Genomic DNA, 17,161 nt, shown 5'->3' with positions numbered 1-17,161 from the left:
TCGCAAGGGAAGCGCTGCAACGGCGCTCGACGCAGGCGCCGGCTGCCTGATTCCCGCACGGCCGGCCCTCGCGCGCCGGCCTCCTCCCTCCATCGCCTTTCGTTCCGCGGCGCAGGCCCGCGGCGCGTCGCCGCGCGCGTAGGACTGGGCCTACACGGTCGCTATCTCGAATCAGCCAGGGACGACTGATTAGGACGAGGCCGATCCCTACCATCGGTTTGTGAACTGACAAACTGAAAGGAGTAGGGACATGAACAAGACTTATCGCAGCGTCTGGAATGCCGTGACCAACACGTGGACGGCCGCGGCCGAAACGGCGAAGTCGCATTCGAAGGGCTCGGCGCGCGCGGCACGGCAAGCGGTGATCGCGATCGCACTCGGTGGTGCGGCGATCGGTGGCGCGGCTGCGGCGGAAACGTGCACGACGGAAGACGGGTCGAGCGGAACGGTCGATGCGGCGGGCGTGTGCAAGGCGGCCAGCGACGGCGCGGTCGGGACGATGGGCCTGATCGGGACGATGGCGGCGGATGATACGACGTATGTGAAGGTCAATAGCACCGGTACCGCTGCCGTCGCATCGGGCAGCAATGCAGTCGCCATCGGACAAACCGTGACGTCCGGCGGATCGAGTTCGGTCGCCGTGGGTTCGGCCACGACGGCCAACGGCCTGCACTCGATCGCACTGGGCGCAAGTGCCAAGAACAACGACGCCAGCGACCGGCAGATCGCCATCGGCAGTTTCGCGCAAACCGCCGGGCGGTACACGACCGCAATCGGATATCAGGCATCGGCAACGGTCGAAGATGCGCTGGCGCTCGGACACGCTGCGTCCGCGACGAACACCGGCGCAGTGGCGATCGGCGCCACTGCGACGTCGGGCGGCACGGGGTCGACAGCTATCGGCCAGACAGCGGCCGTCGCCAGCGGGGCAAACAATGCCGTCGCGCTCGGGATGAACGCGCGTGTGGCGAATTCGAACTCGGCCGCCATCGGGTCCAACGCTTTCGCATCGAACAATTATTCGAATGCGCTGGGCGTATCGGCCTCGTCGACCGGCTTAGCCAGCATGGCGCTCGGCAGCAATTCGACGGCGACAGGGAACTATAGCGTTGCAATCGGCAGCGCCACCGGCACAGGCCGTGCTGCGGTGTCGACAGGGACAGGCTCGGTCGCGATTGGCACCACGTCCAGCGCCGGCGCCAACAACGCCGTCGCATTGGGCTTCGGCACGGTTGCGGACCGAGACAACACCGTATCCGTAGGTGCCGGTGTTCCCAATATCGACGGCAACAAATTCACGCGCCAGATCGTCAACGTCGCCGCAGGCACGGAAGACAACGATGCCGTGAACGTCGGCCAGATGAATAAGGAGTTATCGACGAAGGTCGACGATACGTACGTCAAGATCGACACGAGCAACAGCACGGTCGCCGCGCAAGCCGGCACGGCCGCGCTTGCGATCGGCACGAACACCAGCGCCTCGGGATCTTACGCAACGGCCGTCGGCAACAGCGCACTCGCCAGCGGCAACAACAGCACGGCCCTCGGCTTCCAGGCCAGCAGCGCAGGCGGCGCCGCCGTCGCGATCGGCAATGCTGCGAACGCAAGCGGCTCGCATGGCGTTGCACTGGGTGTCAACGCAAAGGCGTCCCATACCGATTCGGTGGCGCTCGGCGCCGGCGCGACCACGGATCGCGACAACAGCGTATCGGTCGGCTCGTCGGCGCTGCGTCGGCAGATCACCAACGTGGCTGACGGTACGCAACCCATGGACGCCGTGAACCTCGGCCAGATGACGGCCGAGTTCACGAAGACGAACAACGCGATCGCCGCGACCAACGTCACGGTCTCGAGCCTGAGCACCGGCTTGTCGTCGACCAACAGCACCGTTGCGGGACTGAGCACCGGACTCTCGTCGACCAACAGCATCGTCTCGGGCCTGAGTACCGGCTTGTCGTCGACGATCAGCACCGTCGCCGGCCATACCAAGCAGATCGGGGACATCGACGACAAGCTGAGCAAGCTCGAAAGCGGGACCACCGGCCTCGTGCAGCAGGCCAACCCGGGCGATGACATCACCGTCGGCGCGAATACCGATGGCAACGCCGTGGACTTCAGCGCGACGGGCGGCACTGCACGCACGCTCAAGGGCGTCGCGGCAGGCGACGTGTCGGCGACGAGCACCGAAGCCGTCAACGGTTCGCAACTGCACGGCGTATCGGACAGCGTCGCGAAGGCAATCGGCGGCGGCGCGACTGTGAACCCGGACGGCTCGATCTCCGCACCGTCCTTCACCGTCGGCGACGGCAGCGGCGGCACGAAGATCGTCAACTCGGTCGGCGACGTCGTCACCAACCTCGACGGCCGTGTCACGACCAACGAAGGCGACATCAAGAAGCTCGCTGACGACATCGGCAGCGGCACGCTCGGCCTCGTCCAGCAGGCGAAGGCAGGCGACGACATCACCGTCGGCGCGAACACCGACGGCAACGCCGTGGACTTCAGCGCGACCGGCGGCACTGCACGCACGCTCAAGGGCGTCGCGGCTGGCGACGTGTCGGCGACGAGCACCGAAGCCGTCAACGGTTCGCAACTGCACGGCGTATCGGACAGCGTCGCGAAGGCAATCGGCGGTGGCTCGACGGTGAACCCGGACGGCTCGATCTCCGCACCGTCCTTCACCGTCGGCGACGGCAGCGGCGGCACGAAGATCGTCAACTCGGTCGGCGACGTCGTCACCAACCTCGACGGCCGTGTCACGACCAACGAAGGCGACATCAAGAAGCTCGCTGACGACATCGGCAGCGGCACGCTCGGCCTCGTCCAGCAGGCGAAGGCAGGCGACGACATCACCGTCGGCGCGAACACCGACGGCAACGCCGTGGACTTCAGCGCGACCGGCGGCACTGCACGCACGCTCAAGGGCGTCGCGGCTGGCGACGTGTCGGCGACGAGCACCGAAGCCGTCAACGGTTCGCAACTGCACGGCGTGTCGGAAAGCGTCGCCTCGGCGATCGGCGGCGGCTCGACGGTGAACCCGGACGGCTCGATCTCCGCCCCGTCCTTCACCGTCGGCGACGGCAGCGGCGGCACGAAGATCGTCAACTCCGTCGGCGACGTCGTGACCAACCTCGACGGCCGCGTCACGACCAACGAAGGCGGCCTTAAGAAGCTCTCCGAGCAGCTTGAAAGCGGCACGCTCGGCCTCGTCCAGCAGGACGCGATGACGGGCGACATCACGGTCGGCGCGAACACCGGCGGCTCGGTGGTGAACTTCGCGGGCACCAGCGGCGCGCGCGTGCTGTCCGGCGTCGCGAACGGTGTGGACGACGACGATGTCGTGACCGTGTCGCAGCTCCGCGCCACCGGCCTGATCGACTACACGGGCAAGGAAGTCGGCGCGGTCACGTACGACTCGGGCCTGAATTTCGACACGGTGACGTTCGCCGGCACGTTCGGCACGAAGCTGCAGCGCGTCGCCGCGGGCGAAATCAGCGCGACGAGCATGGACGCGATCAACGGCAGCCAGCTGTTCGACCTGCAGGAGCAGTTCGCGAAGCAGTACGGCGAGCTGAGCGGCCAGTTCGGCGACCTGTCGCACCGCTTCGACGATCTGTCCGACCGTCTCGGCGAACTCGAAACGAACCCCGGCACGGGCGGCCCGGGCACGGGCGACGGCTCGACCGTCGTCGGCGAGGGCGCGGTGGCATCGGGCGAAAACAGCTCGGCAATCGGCGAGAAGGCACTCGCGTCGGGCGAGAACAGTTCGGCCGTCGGTCAGGGCGCGGTCGCATCGGGCAGCAACGGTTCGGCCATCGGCCAGGGTTCGACGGCATCGGGCGGCAACAGCTCGGCCATCGGCCAGGGCGCGGTCGCGTCGGGCAACAACGGTTCGGCCATCGGCCAGGGTGCGGTCGCGTCGGGCGAAAACGGCACGGCGCTCGGCCAGGGCGCGGTTGCATCGGGCAAGGACAGCACGGCGCTGGGTCAAGGCGCATCGGCCACCGGCAGCGGCTCGGTCGCGATCGGCCAGGGCTCGGTGGCGACGGAAGCCAACACCGTTTCGTTCGGCAACGGCACGGAAGAAGGCAACCGCCGGCTCGTCAACATCGCGGACGGCATCAACGCCAGCGATGCGGCGACGAAGGGCCAGCTCGACCGCGCGATGGAATCGGTCGACGCACGCTTCAACGACACGAACCGGGCGATCAACGACGTCGCGAAGAACGCGTACGCCGGTATCGCGGCCGCGATGGCGATGCCGAACATGACGCCGTCGCAGCCGGGCAAGACCGTCGTCGCGGTCGGCGCCGCGAACTTCAAGAGCGGCTCGGCGATCGCCGCCGGCGCCACCTACCGGTCGCGCAGCGGCAACTGGCTCGTGAACGGCGCGACGTCGATCACGTCGGTCGGCGACGTGGGCGTCCGTGCTCAAGTCGGCTATGAGTTCTGACCCGATCGCTCCGCGTCGCGCGGAGCATCGACCCGAAGCGGGGGCCCCGTCCCCCGCCGTTCGGCCGACGGCCGGTGCCGATTCCGCCTGGAGTCGCCATCGGCCGTCGGCGCGTCCGCATCACGCGCGGCCTTGCATGGCGCGCCCCGCGGCAGCCCGCATGCGCCGATTCCCTTCTTTCAACCGAGCGAGACACGCGCGCCGCCGGGCGCGGCGCGACACGTGAGACCAATATGAACAGAACCTTCCCCATTCGCATCGTGATCGCCGACGACCATCCGGCCGTCGTCATCGGCGCCCGCTACGAACTGTCGGCCACGAACACCGTCGCGGTGGTCGCGACGGCGCACAACTCGACGGAGCTGATGGACGCGCTGTCGACTCATCCGTGCGACGTGCTGGTGTCCGACTACGCGATGCCCGGCACCGAATACGGTGACGGCCTCGCGATGTTCACGACCCTGCTCAAGCGGTTTCCGGGGCTGAAGATCGTCGTGATGACGATGATGGAGAACGCGGTGGCGCTGCGCGCGCTGATCGACATCGGCATCGCGTGCATCGTCAGCAAGTCGGACATGCCCAATCACCTGACGATGGCGATCCACGCGGCCTATACGAACGGCCGCTACCTGTCGCCGTCGATGGACCGGATCCTGCGCAACACCGGCAGCGTCGGCGGCAGGGCGCCCGCGCTGTCGGTGCGCGAGGTCGAGGTGATTCGCCTCTTCGCATCGGGGCTGTCGGTCAACGAGATCGCGGAGAAGCTCAATCGCAGCAAGAAAACGATCAGCACGCAGAAAAGCTCGGCAATGCAGAAGCTCGGCATCGAGCGCGACGTCGACCTGGTGCGCTATGCGATCGCGTGCGGGCTCGTGACCGACTACGGCTATGCGCCGCCGGTGCGCGGCGACGAAGCCAGCGCGTAACGCCGCTGCCGCGACCTGAAACAAAAAGCCCCGGCAACCTGATGGTGCCGGGGCATCGGTGCGTCGGTACGGGCAGGCGCGCTCACCTTTCGTCATGGCCGCCATCCCGCGCGGCCGGCCTCGTCGCGCGCCGTCAGGCCGGATCGACTCCACCTTCCTCTTTCACGTCGCCGCCCCGCCCTTCGCTGGCCGATGCGGCGACGATCCCGTGCTCGATCGCGTAACGCAACAAATCGATGTCCTTGTCGATCCCGAGCTTTTCCATCGCGCGCGCCTTCTGCGTGCTGATCGTCTTCTTGCTGCGGCTGAGTTTGTCGGCGATCTCGTTGACCGTGAGGCCCGACGCATAAAGCCGCACGACTTCGAGTTCGCGGTCGCTGAGCTCGCGCTTCTGGTCGGCGGCCCGCGCGCTCGAATGCGACGTGAGCGTCCGCACGACCTTCTCCACCGACGGCGAGTAATAGGTGCCGCCCGTCGCGGCCGCATGAATCGCGGGAATCAGGTGATCGATCGTGTCGGACTTGCTGACGATGCATTCGATGCCGAGCCGCGTGAGCGCGCCGATCACGGCCGGGTTGTCGAGCATGGTCAGCACGACCAGCTTCACGGCCGGGTGATTGCGCTGGAGATAGGAGAACAGCGTGATGCCGTCGCCGTGCGCGCTGCCCGGCATCGCATAGTCGGACACCACGACGTCGCACACGCCGGCCTCGACGAGCCGGATCAGCTCGGTCGAATTGACGGCCTTGCCGGTCAACTGGATCGTCGGCACCGACGACAGGCCGTGCTCGACACCGACCAGCATCGCCGGGTGGTCGTCGGCCAGTACCACGCGTATCAGATAGCTTCCCATAGTCGTCCAGATTTGCGCGGCAATCGTCGCGGCCGGTTCGCCGCCCGGCGGGCGGCGACGGCGCGCATCGCGGCGTCGTGGATCGTAATTGGGCGCTATCTTCGCACGAAAACGGGCGCATCAGCCATCGCCCCGGCCGGCGGCGGCGGGCGCGCCGCGCACCGCCATGAAAAAAACCGCCGGCTCGTGACGAGCGGGCGGTTCCAGGTACAGGGCGGGCGGGTGGGAGCGTCCTTCCGTCGGCTCAGCGCCGACCGGGTCCCCGCGCGTACCGGTGGAGCGTCATCCGTTGCGCGTTACTTCGCGTCGATCCGGATCTCGACGCGACGGTTCTGCGCGCGGCCTTCCGCGGTCGCGTTGGACGCGACCGGATCGGCGGCGCCGAGGCCTTCGGAGACGAACGACTGCGCCTTCAAGCCGTTGCTGCGCAGGTAGTTCATCACGTTGCGGGCCCGCGAAGCCGACAGCGCGAGGTTGTGCGTGTTGCTGCCCGTCGAATCGGTGAAACCGGTGATCGCCACGCGGCGGAATTCGACACCGCTGTTGATCTGCACGAAGCGGTCGAGCTGGCTACGCGCGTCCGGCGTCAGCACCGCGCTGTCGAACGCGAAGTTCGCATCGCCCTGCAGCAGCACCTGGCGCTGCGGGACCGGCTGCGGCGCCGGTTGCGGTTGCGGCGCCGGCGGCGCGGCCTGCACGACCGGCTGCGGCTTGCCGCACATGAACGTGATTTCGCGCGGGTCCTTCATCGGCGCGCGGCTGTACACGCGGTCGATCATCTCGAGCGGCGTGAAGCCCTTGCCCTGGCAGAATTCCTCCGCCGCGCGGGCGCAGGCGTTCGCGCTGCCGAGCAGCCCGTCGCAACTCACGCGGAATACGGTGTCCGGCTTGCCGGGAATCGACACCGCGCGGATGTCGTAGGTGACGCCCGATTGCGTCGTACACGCACCGAGCGCCATCGCGATCGCGCCGATCGACGCGGCGCGCAACAACAAGGTTTTCATGGTCATGGTGAAACGTCCGCCGTGAAGGCGGACGCCTGAAAAAAGTTGAATGGATTGGGTCAGGCCTGAGTCAGGCCGGAGAGCGGGCGGGGCTCGCGCCCCGCCCGGCGGCTTACCACTGATACGAAGCGCCCACACCGACGGTGTTGCCGCCGCTCGACATGCCCACGCCGGCCTTCATCTTCAGGTTCTGCGTGATGCGGGCCTCGCCGCCGAACGCCACCGCCTGATAGCCCTTGTAGGTCGCGCCGCCAATACCGAACGACACCGTCTTGCCCGGATCGACGCCCGGAATCATCGTCAGCGCGGTGGCCGCGGCGATACCGGAGTACGCGTTGCGCGACAGGTCGTTGACCTGACCTTGCACGCCGCCGATCGCGCGATCCATCTGGCCCTTCGTCGCCGCGTCGGACGCGTTCACGCCATCGGCCAGGTTCGAGATCGTGCGCTTCTGATCGGCCGTACCGACGGACACGGTGTTGTCGCTCGACGCCACCGAGCCGGCGCCCAGCGCGACGGAGTTCTTGCCCGACGCGTTCGCACCGTCGCCGATCGCCGTCGACTTCTCGCCCGATGCGTTCGCGCTGCTGCCGATCGCGGTCGCGCCTTCGGCGCTGCTCTTCGAGCCCGAACCGATTGCCGTACCGTTGCTGCCCGATACGTTCGCGTTGGAACCCACGACCGTGGCGTTGTTCGCGCCCGTGCCGATCGTCGCGCCCGAACCCGCGGCCGTGTTGCCCGTGCCGCCGCCCGCGTTCGCCTTCGTCGTGCCGTCCGTACCCACGTCGGTGCCGGCGAAGTAGTCGTTGCCGGCGCCGCCGTCGCCCGGATTGCCCGTGCCCGGGTTCCGCTCCAGTTCGCCGACGCGGTCGTCGAGGCCGCCGATCTTGTCGTTCAGTTCGCTCAACTGCCCGAAGTTCACCGCGTCATACCGGCTCGAGCCGTCCGCGACGTTGCCGAGGCGCACCGGCGCCGCGCCTGAGCCGCCGAGGGTCACCGAGCCGTAGTTCGGCGTGCCGTCCTTGTTCAGGTCGTAACGCACCGCGAGCGAATCGGTCGCGCCGTACTGCGCCGCCGCCTGGACTGCTTCGGCCACGGTCTTGTACTTGCTGCCGTTCACTTCGATCGACGTATCCGCGAGCTTGCCGTCCGCATCGACCGTCGTCCCGCCGCCGATCACGTCGGCCACGCTCTGCGCGGTGCCGTGCAGTTGCGCACCGTTGATCGCGTCGCGGCTCGTCGCGCTCACCGCACCCGCGCCCACGCCGGTCAGCACGCGGTCGCCCGCCGTACCCGTGAAGTTCACGGACGTGCCGTCCGTGTCCTTCGCGACCGTGATCTCGCGCGTGTCCGCGTCCTGCTGGACGAGGCCGATCGAGCCGTGGACGAGGCTGCTCGAGATGTTCTCGATCGCATCGCCGACGTTGTTGTACGTCTTGTCGTTGACGGTGTACGTCGGGTTCGTCACGTTGCCGTTCGCGTCGACGGTCGAGCCGCCGCCCAGCGCATCCGCCACGCTCTTCGACGCGCCGTACAGTTGCGAGCCGTTCACCGCGTCCATGCTGGTCGCGTTCACCGCGCCGGCCTTGACGTTCGACAGCGTCGTGCCGTTCGCGCCCTTCAGCGTGATCTGGTCGAAGTTCGCCGAACCGTCCGCGTGCTTGTCGTACGTCACGGCGAGCGACGTCAGGCCCTTGCCCGGATTCGTCGGATCGATCGGCGTCAGCACGCCCGCGCTCTGCAGCTGACCGACGTTCACCGCGTCATGCTTGTCCACGCCGTCCGCGACGTTCTTCAACGCCACCGGCGTCGTCGCGCCCGCGCCGCCCAGCGTCACCGAACCGAGGTTCGGCGTGCCGTCCGCGTTGCGGTCGTACGTCACCGCCGTAATCGACTGCCCGGTCACCGGATCCACCAGACCCGAATCGGCCAGCTGCTTGTTGATCACGGTGATGTTCTGCGTGTTCGTCGTCGTACGGCCGTCGAGGTTCGACAGTGCATCGCCCACGTTGTTGTACGACTTCGACTGCGACGCATCCGCCGGGTCCGCCAGCGAGTACGTCGGGTTCGTCACCTTGCCGTCCGCGCCCACGGTCGCGCCGCCGCCCAGCGAATCGGCCACGCTCTGCGCCGTGCCGTGCAGCTGCGCACCGTTGATCGCGTCCGTGCTCGTGGCCGTGACCGCGCCCGCCTTCACGTTCGTGATCGTCGTGCCGTCCGCGCCCTTCAGCGTGACCGTGTCCTTCGCGGCGCCGTCGTAGGCGACGGCCAGCGACGTCAGGCCCGCACCCGGGTTCGTCGGGTCGACCGGCGCAACCAGGCCCGCATCCTGCAACTGGCCGAGGTTGATCGCGTCGTGACGCTCCGTGCCGTCCGCAACGTTCTTCAGTGCGACCGGCGTCGTCGCGCCCGCACCGCCCAGCGTCACGGTGTCCTTCGCCGCGCCGTCGTACGTCACCGCCATCGACGTCAGGTTGCCCTTGCCGTCGTCGCCCACCACGCCCGCGCTCTTCAGCTGGCCGAGGTTCAACGCATCGCCGTCGTCCGTCGCATTCGCAACGTTCTTGATCTGCGTCGGGCCGGTGCCGTGGCCCAGCGTCACCGAACCGTAGTTCGGCGTGCCGTCCGCGTTACGGTCGTACGTCACCGCAGCGACTGCCTTGCCGTCGTCGCCGATCAGGCCGGAGCCCTTCAGCTGGCTCACGTTCACCGCGTCCATATCGGCCACGCCGGCCTTCACGTTCGCGAGCGTCGTGCCGTTCGCGCCCTTCAGCGTGACCGTGTCCTTCGCGACACCGTCGTACGCGACGGCGAGCGACGTCAGGCCCGCGCCCGGGTTCGCCGGGTCGACCGGCGCAACCAGGCCCGCGTCCTGCAACTGGCCCACGTTGATCGCGTCGTGACGATCGACGCCGTCCGCAACGTTCTTCAACGCCACCGGCGTCGTCGCGCCCGCGCCGCCCAGCGTCACCGAACCGAGGTTCGGCGTGCCGTCCGCATTACGGTCGTACGTCACCGCCGCGATCGACTGGCCCGTTGCCGGGTCCACCAGACCCGAATCGGCCAACTGCTTGTTGATCACGGTGATGTTCTGCGTGTTCGTCGTCGTACGGCCGTCGAGGTTCGACAGTGCGTCGCCCACGTTGTTGTACGACTTCGACTGCGACGCATCCGCCGGATCGGCCAGCGAGTACGTCGGGTTCGTCACCTTGCCGTCCGCGCCCACGGTCGCGCCGCCGCCCAGCGAATCGGCCACGCTCTGCGCCGTGCCGTGCAGCTGCGCACCGTTGATCGCGTCCGTGCTCGTGGCCGTGACCGCGCCCGCCTTCACGTTCGTGATCGTCGTGCCGTCCGCGCCGCCTTGCAGCGTGACGCGAGCCTTGGTGTCGTCGTCATAGCCGACGGCCAGCGGATTGCCCGAACCGCCCGAGTTGTCCGCGACGTACTGCTTCAACTGGTTGTAGTTGATCGCGTCATGGTCGTCCGTCGCATCCGCGACGTTCTTGATCTGCGTCGGGCCTGCGCCGTTACCCAGCGTCACCGAGCCATAGTTCGGCGTGCCGTCCGCGAGACGGTCGTACGTGACCGCGGCGATCGACTTGCCGTCGTCGCCGATCAAGCCAGAACCCTTCAGCTGCGAAACGTTCACCGCGTCCATGTCCGCCACGCCGGCCTTCACGTTCGCAAGCGTCGTGCCGTTCGTGCCGGCCAGCGTCACGGTGTCCTTCGCATTGCCGTCGTACACCACGGCCAGCGATTCGCCCGTGACCGGATCGATCACGCCGCCATCCTTCAGCGAGTCTTCGAGATTGCCAACACGCGTGTTCGTCGCGAACAGCTGCGAACCGTTCACGGCATCCTTGCTCGTCGCCGACAGTTCGCCATCCTTGACGTTGTGGATCGCCACCGGCGTGGTCGCGCCCGTGCCGCCCAGCGTGATGCTGTCCTTCGCCGCGCCGTCGTACGTCACCGCCAGCGACGTCAGATTGCCCGTGCCGTCGTCGCCCACCAGGCCCGCATCCTTCAGCTGGCCGAGGTTCAGCGCGTCGCCGTCGTCCGTCGCATCGGCCACGTTCTTCAGCTGCGTCGGGCCGGCGCCGTTGCCGAGCGTCACCGAACCGTAGTTCGGCGTGCCGTCCGCGTTACGGTCGTACGTGACCGCGGCGATCGCCTTGCCGTCGTCGCCGATCAGGCCCGAGCCCTTCAGCTGCGAAACGTTCACCGCGTCCATGTCGGCCACGCCGGCCTTCACGTTCGCAAGCGTCGTGCCGTTCGTGCCGGCCAGCGTCACCTTGTCCTTCGCCGCGCCGTCGTACGTGACCGCCATCGACGTCAGGTTGCCCGCGCCGTCGTCGCCCACCAGGCCCGCGTCTTTCAGCTGGCCAAGGTTCAGCGCATCGTGGTTGTCCTTCGCGTCCGCGACGTTCTTCAGCGCCACCGGCGTCGTTGCGCCCGCGCCGCCCAGCGTCACCGAACCGAGGTTCGGCGTGCCGTCCGCGTTACGGTCGTACGTCACCGCCGTGATCGACTGCCCGGTCACCGGATCGACCAGACCCGAATCGGCCAGCTGCTTGTTGATCACGGTGATGTTTTGCGTGTTCATCGTCGTACGGCCGTCGAGGTTCGACAGCGCGTCGCCCACGTTGTTGTACGACTTCGACTGCGATGCATCCGCCGGGTCTGCCAGCGAGTACGTCGGGCTCGTCACCGTGCCGTCCGCGCCCACTGCCGCACCGCCGCCGAGCGCGTCGGTCACGCCCTTCAACTGGCTGACGTTGACCGCATCGGTCGCCTGCGTACCAGCCGCGACGTTGACGACCTGACGTTCCGCGCCCGCCCGACCGACGGACACCGTGTTCGCACGATTCGAGAACGCGTTCGCGCCGAGCGCGACGCTGTTGGCCGCGCCCGCGGTCGTGTTCGCGCCGAGCGCCATCGCGCCTTCGACGCTGCGCGCCACGTTTGCACCGGTACCCATCGCGATCGCGTTGGTCGAGCCGGCTCGCACGTTCGCGGCGTTACCGACCGCGATCGAGCCGTCGCCGATCGCCTGCGCACCGTTGTTGCCGACGGCCAGCGCGTACTCGCCATTCGCCTGCGCGTTCGCACCCAGCGCGACGGCCTGCGTGCCGTTCGTCTGGACGTTCGAACCCACGGCGACCGAGTAGTCCTGGCCGGCGCCGGTTTGCGCGAAGCTGCCGATTGCGACCGAGTTGTTCGAACCCGCGCCGCTCTGGAGGCCGACCGCCACCGCATTGGCGCCGCTTGCCGCCGTCGACGAGCCGATCGCGGCCGCCGTTGCCTTGGTCGGATCCGCGCCGTTCAGCGAAGCGACGTTATTGCCCTGCAGGCCTTCGATCGCGACGAGCGGGTCGCTGACGTCCATCGTCTGCATCGAGCGCGAGCTCACCTCGTCGATGGCAGCCTTCGTCTTCTTGTCGATCTCCGACGAGAAGCTGTCGATCGCCTGTTGCGTCTTCGAGCTCACCGACGTCGACAGGTCGTTCAGCGCCGCATACAGCTGGCCGCCGTTGACCGCGTCCGTGCTCTGGAATGCGACGTCGCCGTCCGCCACGTTGACGATCTTGCGTTCGCGGCCCACGTCGCCGACCGACACGACGTTGTTCTGGTTCGCGACCGAGTTGTAGCCGATCGCGACCGAACCGTTGCCGGTCACGCGCGCGCCGCTGCCGAGCGCCAGCGAGTTGGCGCTGGTCGCCCGTGCGTCGGAGCCGATGGCGACGGCGAGCGCGCCGCTTGCGACAGCCGGCGTGCCCGTGACCGGGTCGGCATTGACCTTGACGAAGCGCAGGTTGCCGCCGGACATCTCGTCGCGGAGGTCCGACAAGCCCGTGTTCAGTTGCTTGACGTTGACTGCGTCGAGGTCGTCGACGCCCGTCGCGACATTCTTGATCTGCGTCGGACCCGCGCCGTTACCCAGCGTCACCGTGCCGTAGTTCGGCGTGCCGTCCGCGTTACGGTCGTACGTCACCGCGGCGATCGACTTGCCGTCGTCGCCGATCAGGCCCGAATCCTTCAGTTGGCTCACGTTCACCGCGTCCTTGTCGGCCACGCCGGCCTTCACGTTCGACAACGTCGTGCCGTCCGCGCCCTTCAGCGTGACCGTGTCCTTCGCGTTGCTGTCGTACACGACAGCCAGCGATTCGCCCGTCACCGGGTCGATCACGCCGCCATCCTTCAGCGAATCCTTCAGGTCGCTCAGGTTCTGGTTCGTCGCGAACAGCTGCGAACCGTTCACGGCATCCTTGCTCGTCGCCGACAGTTCGCCATCCTTGACGTTGTGGATCGCCACCGGCGTGGTCGCGCCAACGCCGCCCAGCGTCACGCTGTCCTTCGCCGCACCGTCGTACGTCACTGCCATCGACGTCAGGTTGCCCTTGCCGTCATCGCCCACCAGGCCCGCATCCTTCAGCTGGCCGAGGTTCAGTGCGTCGTGATCGTCCTTCGCGTCCGCGACGTTCTTCAGCGCGACCGGCGTCGTTGCACCCGCGCCGCCCAGCGTCACCGAACCCATGTTCGGCGTACCGTCCGCGTTACGGTCGTACGTGACCGCGGCGATCGACTTGCCGTCGTCTCCGATCAGGCCCGAGTCCTTCAACTGGCCTACGTTCACCGCGTCCATGTTCGCCACGCCGGCCTTCACGTTCGCAAGCGTCGTGCCGTCCGTGCCGGCCAGCGTCACCTTGTCGCGTGCCGCGCCGTCGTACGTGACCGCCATCGACGTCAAGTTGCCCTTGCCGTCGTCGCCCACCAGGCCCGCATCCTTCAGCTGGCCGAGGTTCAGTGCGTCGTGATCGTCCGTCGCATCCGCGACGTTCTTGATCTGCGTCGGGCCCGCGCCGTTACCCAGCGTCACCGTGCCATAGTTCGGCGTGCCGTCCGCGTTACGGTCGTACGTCACCGCGGCAATCGACTTGCCGTCGTCGCCGATCAGGCCCGAATCCTTCAGCTGGCCTACGTTCACCGCGTCCATGTCCGCCACGCCCGCCTTCACGTTCGACAGCGTCGTGCCGCCTGCGCCGGCCAGCGTGACCTTGTCGCGTGCGGCGCCGTCGTACGTCACCGCCATCGACGTCAGGTTGCCCTTGCCGTCGTCGCCCACCAGGCCCGCGTCCTTCAGCTGACCGAGGTTCAGTGCGTCGTGGTCGTCCGTCGCATCCGCGACGTTCTTGATCTGCGTCGGACCCGCGCCGTTACCCAACGTCACCGTGCCGTAGTTCGGCGTGCCGTCCGCATTGCGGTCGTACGTCACCGCGGCGATCGACTTGCCGTCGTCTCCGATCAGGCCCGAGTCCTTCAGCTGGCCGACGTTCACTGCGTCCGTGTCTTGCGTGCCGGCAGCCACGTTCGTGATCTGCCGTTGCAGCGTCGCCGAACCCACTGACACGCTATTTGCTCGATCGGCGACCGACGTGTCACCCAACGCGACACCGTATTGAGCCGTCACCGATGCGCCATCGCCGAGCGCCACGCCGCGTTGCGTGGTTTTGGCCCCGCGACCGATCGCAATCGCCCCGCCGGCATTGGTGTTCGTCGTGGATGCACCCTCGCCGATCGCCAGTTGCCCGAACCCGCCCGACGTGTACGCCTTGGCACCGATGGCGATGTTCGTCTGACCACCGTTGATGTCCGTGGCATTCGCAATCGCACCGTCGCCGATCGCAATCGACTGGCTGCCGGAAGCGCGCGCCGCGGTCGAGCCACGCACCGCTACATACGGGTTCGAACCTGCCGCGATCGCGGCATTCAGTTGGCCGACGTTCACGGCGTCGGTTTCTTGCGTGCCGGCGGCCACGTTGGTGATCTGCCGACGCAGCGTCGACGAGCCGACGGATACGCTGTTGTTGCGGTCCGTCGACGACAGGGCACCAAGCGCCACCGAATCGGTATGGGATGCCACAGCGTTGACACCCAGCGCAACGCCATGCGAACCGCTTGCGTTCGCACCATTGCCGATCGCGACGGCGGCGCCGCCCGCACTGCTTGCCTGGAAGCCGAGCGCCGTGCTGTTGTCCCCGTTGGCCCGCGCACTATTGCCGAACGCCGTCGCGTAAGATCCGGACGCACTCGTATTCGTGCCGATGGCAACCGAGCCCGATCCTGCTTGCGCGGCGGCCGTGCCGTTGCGCGTATCGATCTTGATGTACGTGTTGTCGACCTTGGTCGACAACGCGGTATTCATCTGGCCGAGGTTCACGGCGTCCGTATTCTGCGTACCGGCGGCCACGTTGACGATCTGTCGCTGCTGCGACGTCGACCCGACCGACACAGCATTGTTGCGATCGCCAACCGAGTTCGCGCCGAGCGCGACCGAATTCGTCCCGCTGGCCAGCGCCCCGCGACCGAGTGCGGTCGCAGTCGCGCCCGTCGCGCTCGCGCGCTCGCCCAATGCAACGCTCGACGCCGAGGTCGCTTTCGCGAGCACACCGATCGCAACGGCGTTCGTGGTTGCATTGGCGGAATAGCCGATCGCGGAGCCGTAGGTTCCGCTGGTGCTCGCGCCGCGACCAACTGCGATGGCGTTCGCACCCACGGCGCTCGCCGTCGTGCCAAGTGCCGTAGCGCCGTCGGCGCCCGCATAGGTGCCATAGCCGACGGAAGTCGCATTGGACGACACCGCCGCCGCGCCCCGGCCCATCGCCGTCGAATTGTTCCCCGTCGCACGTGCGCTCACGCCGACCGCGACGGTCTCACTGCCCGTCGCGTTCGCGAGCGTGCCGAGCGCGACGGCATTCTGGCCGGTTGCAACGGTATTCCCGCCGAGCGCCACGGCCGACGTACCACCGGCATTCGCGTTCGCCCCGATTGCCGTCGCGCTGCCGCCTGCGCGCGCCGCCGTCGCGGCCGCATACGTACCCGTATTGGTCACGACGTACGGGTTCGCCGTCCCTGCCGCCTTGATCGCCGCGTTCAGTTGATTGACGTTAACGGCATCCGTCCCGGCCGTACCGGCGGCCAAGTTGTTGATGCGGTGGTTCGTCATGTTGAAGTTGCTGTCGACGTCCACCGGGCCGCGCAGGTGCACGCCCGAGCCGCCCAGCAGGAACAGATGGCCGTCGACGGTGCCGCTGATGCCGGCTTCGGTCGCCGCGCTGGCCTGACCGACACCGGAGCCATTGGCGTTGGCATGGTTGTACAGCTGGAACGATCTCGCGTGACCTTCGCTGAGCCGCCAGTTGGCGATCGGCGCACCGCAGTTCGAGCCCGTATTGCGGGTGCCGGTCGCGCTGCCGCCACCAAAGAGCATCCCCTGCGTGCCACCAGGCGCACACAGCGACAACGACCCGCCGCCATTCGCCGCCTGCGCATTCGCATCGGCCGACATCGCACCGCCGCCCACGCCGGCCATCACCGCGACCGCCGCCGTGACCGACGACTTCATCGTCGTATTCGACTTCGATTTCGTGCGCATCCGCGCCGTTTCGGCTGCCGCCGTCCATGTACCCGTCGTCGCGTTCCAGACGGTGCGATAACTCTTGTTCATGCTGATTGCCTCTGTAGAGAAAAAGGGAGAAGGACGCTCCTCGTCCACAGATGCCAATGTATTGATCGCCTGTCATTTCGATAATCAGACGGCTGGACGTGCAACGACTTATTTCGTAGGCCCAGTCCTAACATGACGTTGCTTGACAATCGGCCGTGCCAGACACGGCACGACCCGCCGTTTTCCTGAACGATTCCGTTTGACACGAGCGCGCGGCAAGCCTTATATACGCACCGCGCCGCCGATTGCCTGAATAGGACTGGTCCTATCCATCGCGCGCGAGTGTTTCGGACTGCCCTACATACAGACCCGCCCGCTATCCCGATAATTTTCCCGTTCCCCGAGCCGGCCGCGCATCGCGCCGCCGTCGTGCGGCTCGCGGATATCGTCCGCGTTCCGGCATCGCCGTAGCGCGTCTCC

Annotated in this window: 5 protein-coding genes; 2 read left to right on the top strand and 3 right to left on the bottom strand. The window is 67.6% G+C overall.

Annotated elements, in window-relative coordinates; all coding sequences use genetic code 11:
* Window positions 1-250 precede the first annotated feature (250 nt).
* Window positions 251-4,453, top strand: coding sequence for a YadA family autotransporter adhesin (locus CFB81_RS29405; RefSeq protein WP_089437484.1), 4,203 nt, complete (start codon window positions 251-253; stop codon window positions 4,451-4,453).
* 233 nt (window positions 4,454-4,686) lie between these two features.
* A complete protein-coding gene (locus tag CFB81_RS29400; RefSeq protein ID WP_059721047.1) occupies window positions 4,687-5,379 on the top strand; it encodes a response regulator in 693 nt (230 codons plus the stop codon).
* A gap of 133 nt (window positions 5,380-5,512) precedes the next feature.
* Here CFB81_RS29400 and CFB81_RS29395 read toward each other — a convergent pair whose 3' ends face one another.
* The 3 genes from CFB81_RS29395 to CFB81_RS29380 form a co-directional block, all read right to left on the bottom strand.
* On the bottom strand, window positions 5,513-6,232 hold the full coding sequence (locus CFB81_RS29395) for a response regulator transcription factor (protein ID WP_089437483.1): 720 nt from the start codon (window positions 6,230-6,232) through the stop codon (window positions 5,513-5,515).
* Window positions 6,233-6,528: 296 nt separating this feature from the next.
* On the bottom strand, window positions 6,529-7,242 hold the full coding sequence (locus tag CFB81_RS29385) for an OmpA family protein (RefSeq protein WP_089437482.1): 714 nt from the start codon (window positions 7,240-7,242) through the stop codon (window positions 6,529-6,531).
* A 106-nt stretch (window positions 7,243-7,348) separates the two neighbouring features.
* Window positions 7,349-16,741, bottom strand: a complete 9,393-nt coding sequence (locus tag CFB81_RS29380; RefSeq protein ID WP_089437543.1) for an S-layer family protein — start codon at window positions 16,739-16,741, stop codon at window positions 7,349-7,351.
* Window positions 16,742-17,161: the final 420 nt, after the last annotated feature.

Source organism: Burkholderia sp. AU28863 (assembly GCF_002223195.1).
Taxonomy (GTDB): Bacteria; Pseudomonadota; Gammaproteobacteria; order Burkholderiales; family Burkholderiaceae; genus Burkholderia; species Burkholderia sola.
Note: the sequence above shows the minus strand (reverse complement) of the source record. Positions and strands in the feature narration are given on the sequence as shown.

What these genes read in the sequence shown, in the direction of transcription:
- CFB81_RS29405 (WP_089437484.1), top strand. Translation starts at nt 251, where the DNA reads ATGAACAAGACTTATCGCAGCGTCTGGAATGCCGTGACCAACACGTGG.
- CFB81_RS29400 (WP_059721047.1), top strand. Translation starts at nt 4,687, where the DNA reads ATGAACAGAACCTTCCCCATTCGCATCGTGATCGCCGACGACCATCCG.
- CFB81_RS29395 (WP_089437483.1), bottom strand. Translation starts at nt 6,232, where the DNA reads ATGGGAAGCTATCTGATACGCGTGGTACTGGCCGACGACCACCCGGCG.
- CFB81_RS29385 (WP_089437482.1), bottom strand. Translation starts at nt 7,242, where the DNA reads ATGACCATGAAAACCTTGTTGTTGCGCGCCGCGTCGATCGGCGCGATC.
- CFB81_RS29380 (WP_089437543.1), bottom strand. Translation starts at nt 16,741, where the DNA reads ATGAACAAGAGTTATCGCACCGTCTGGAACGCGACGACGGGTACATGG.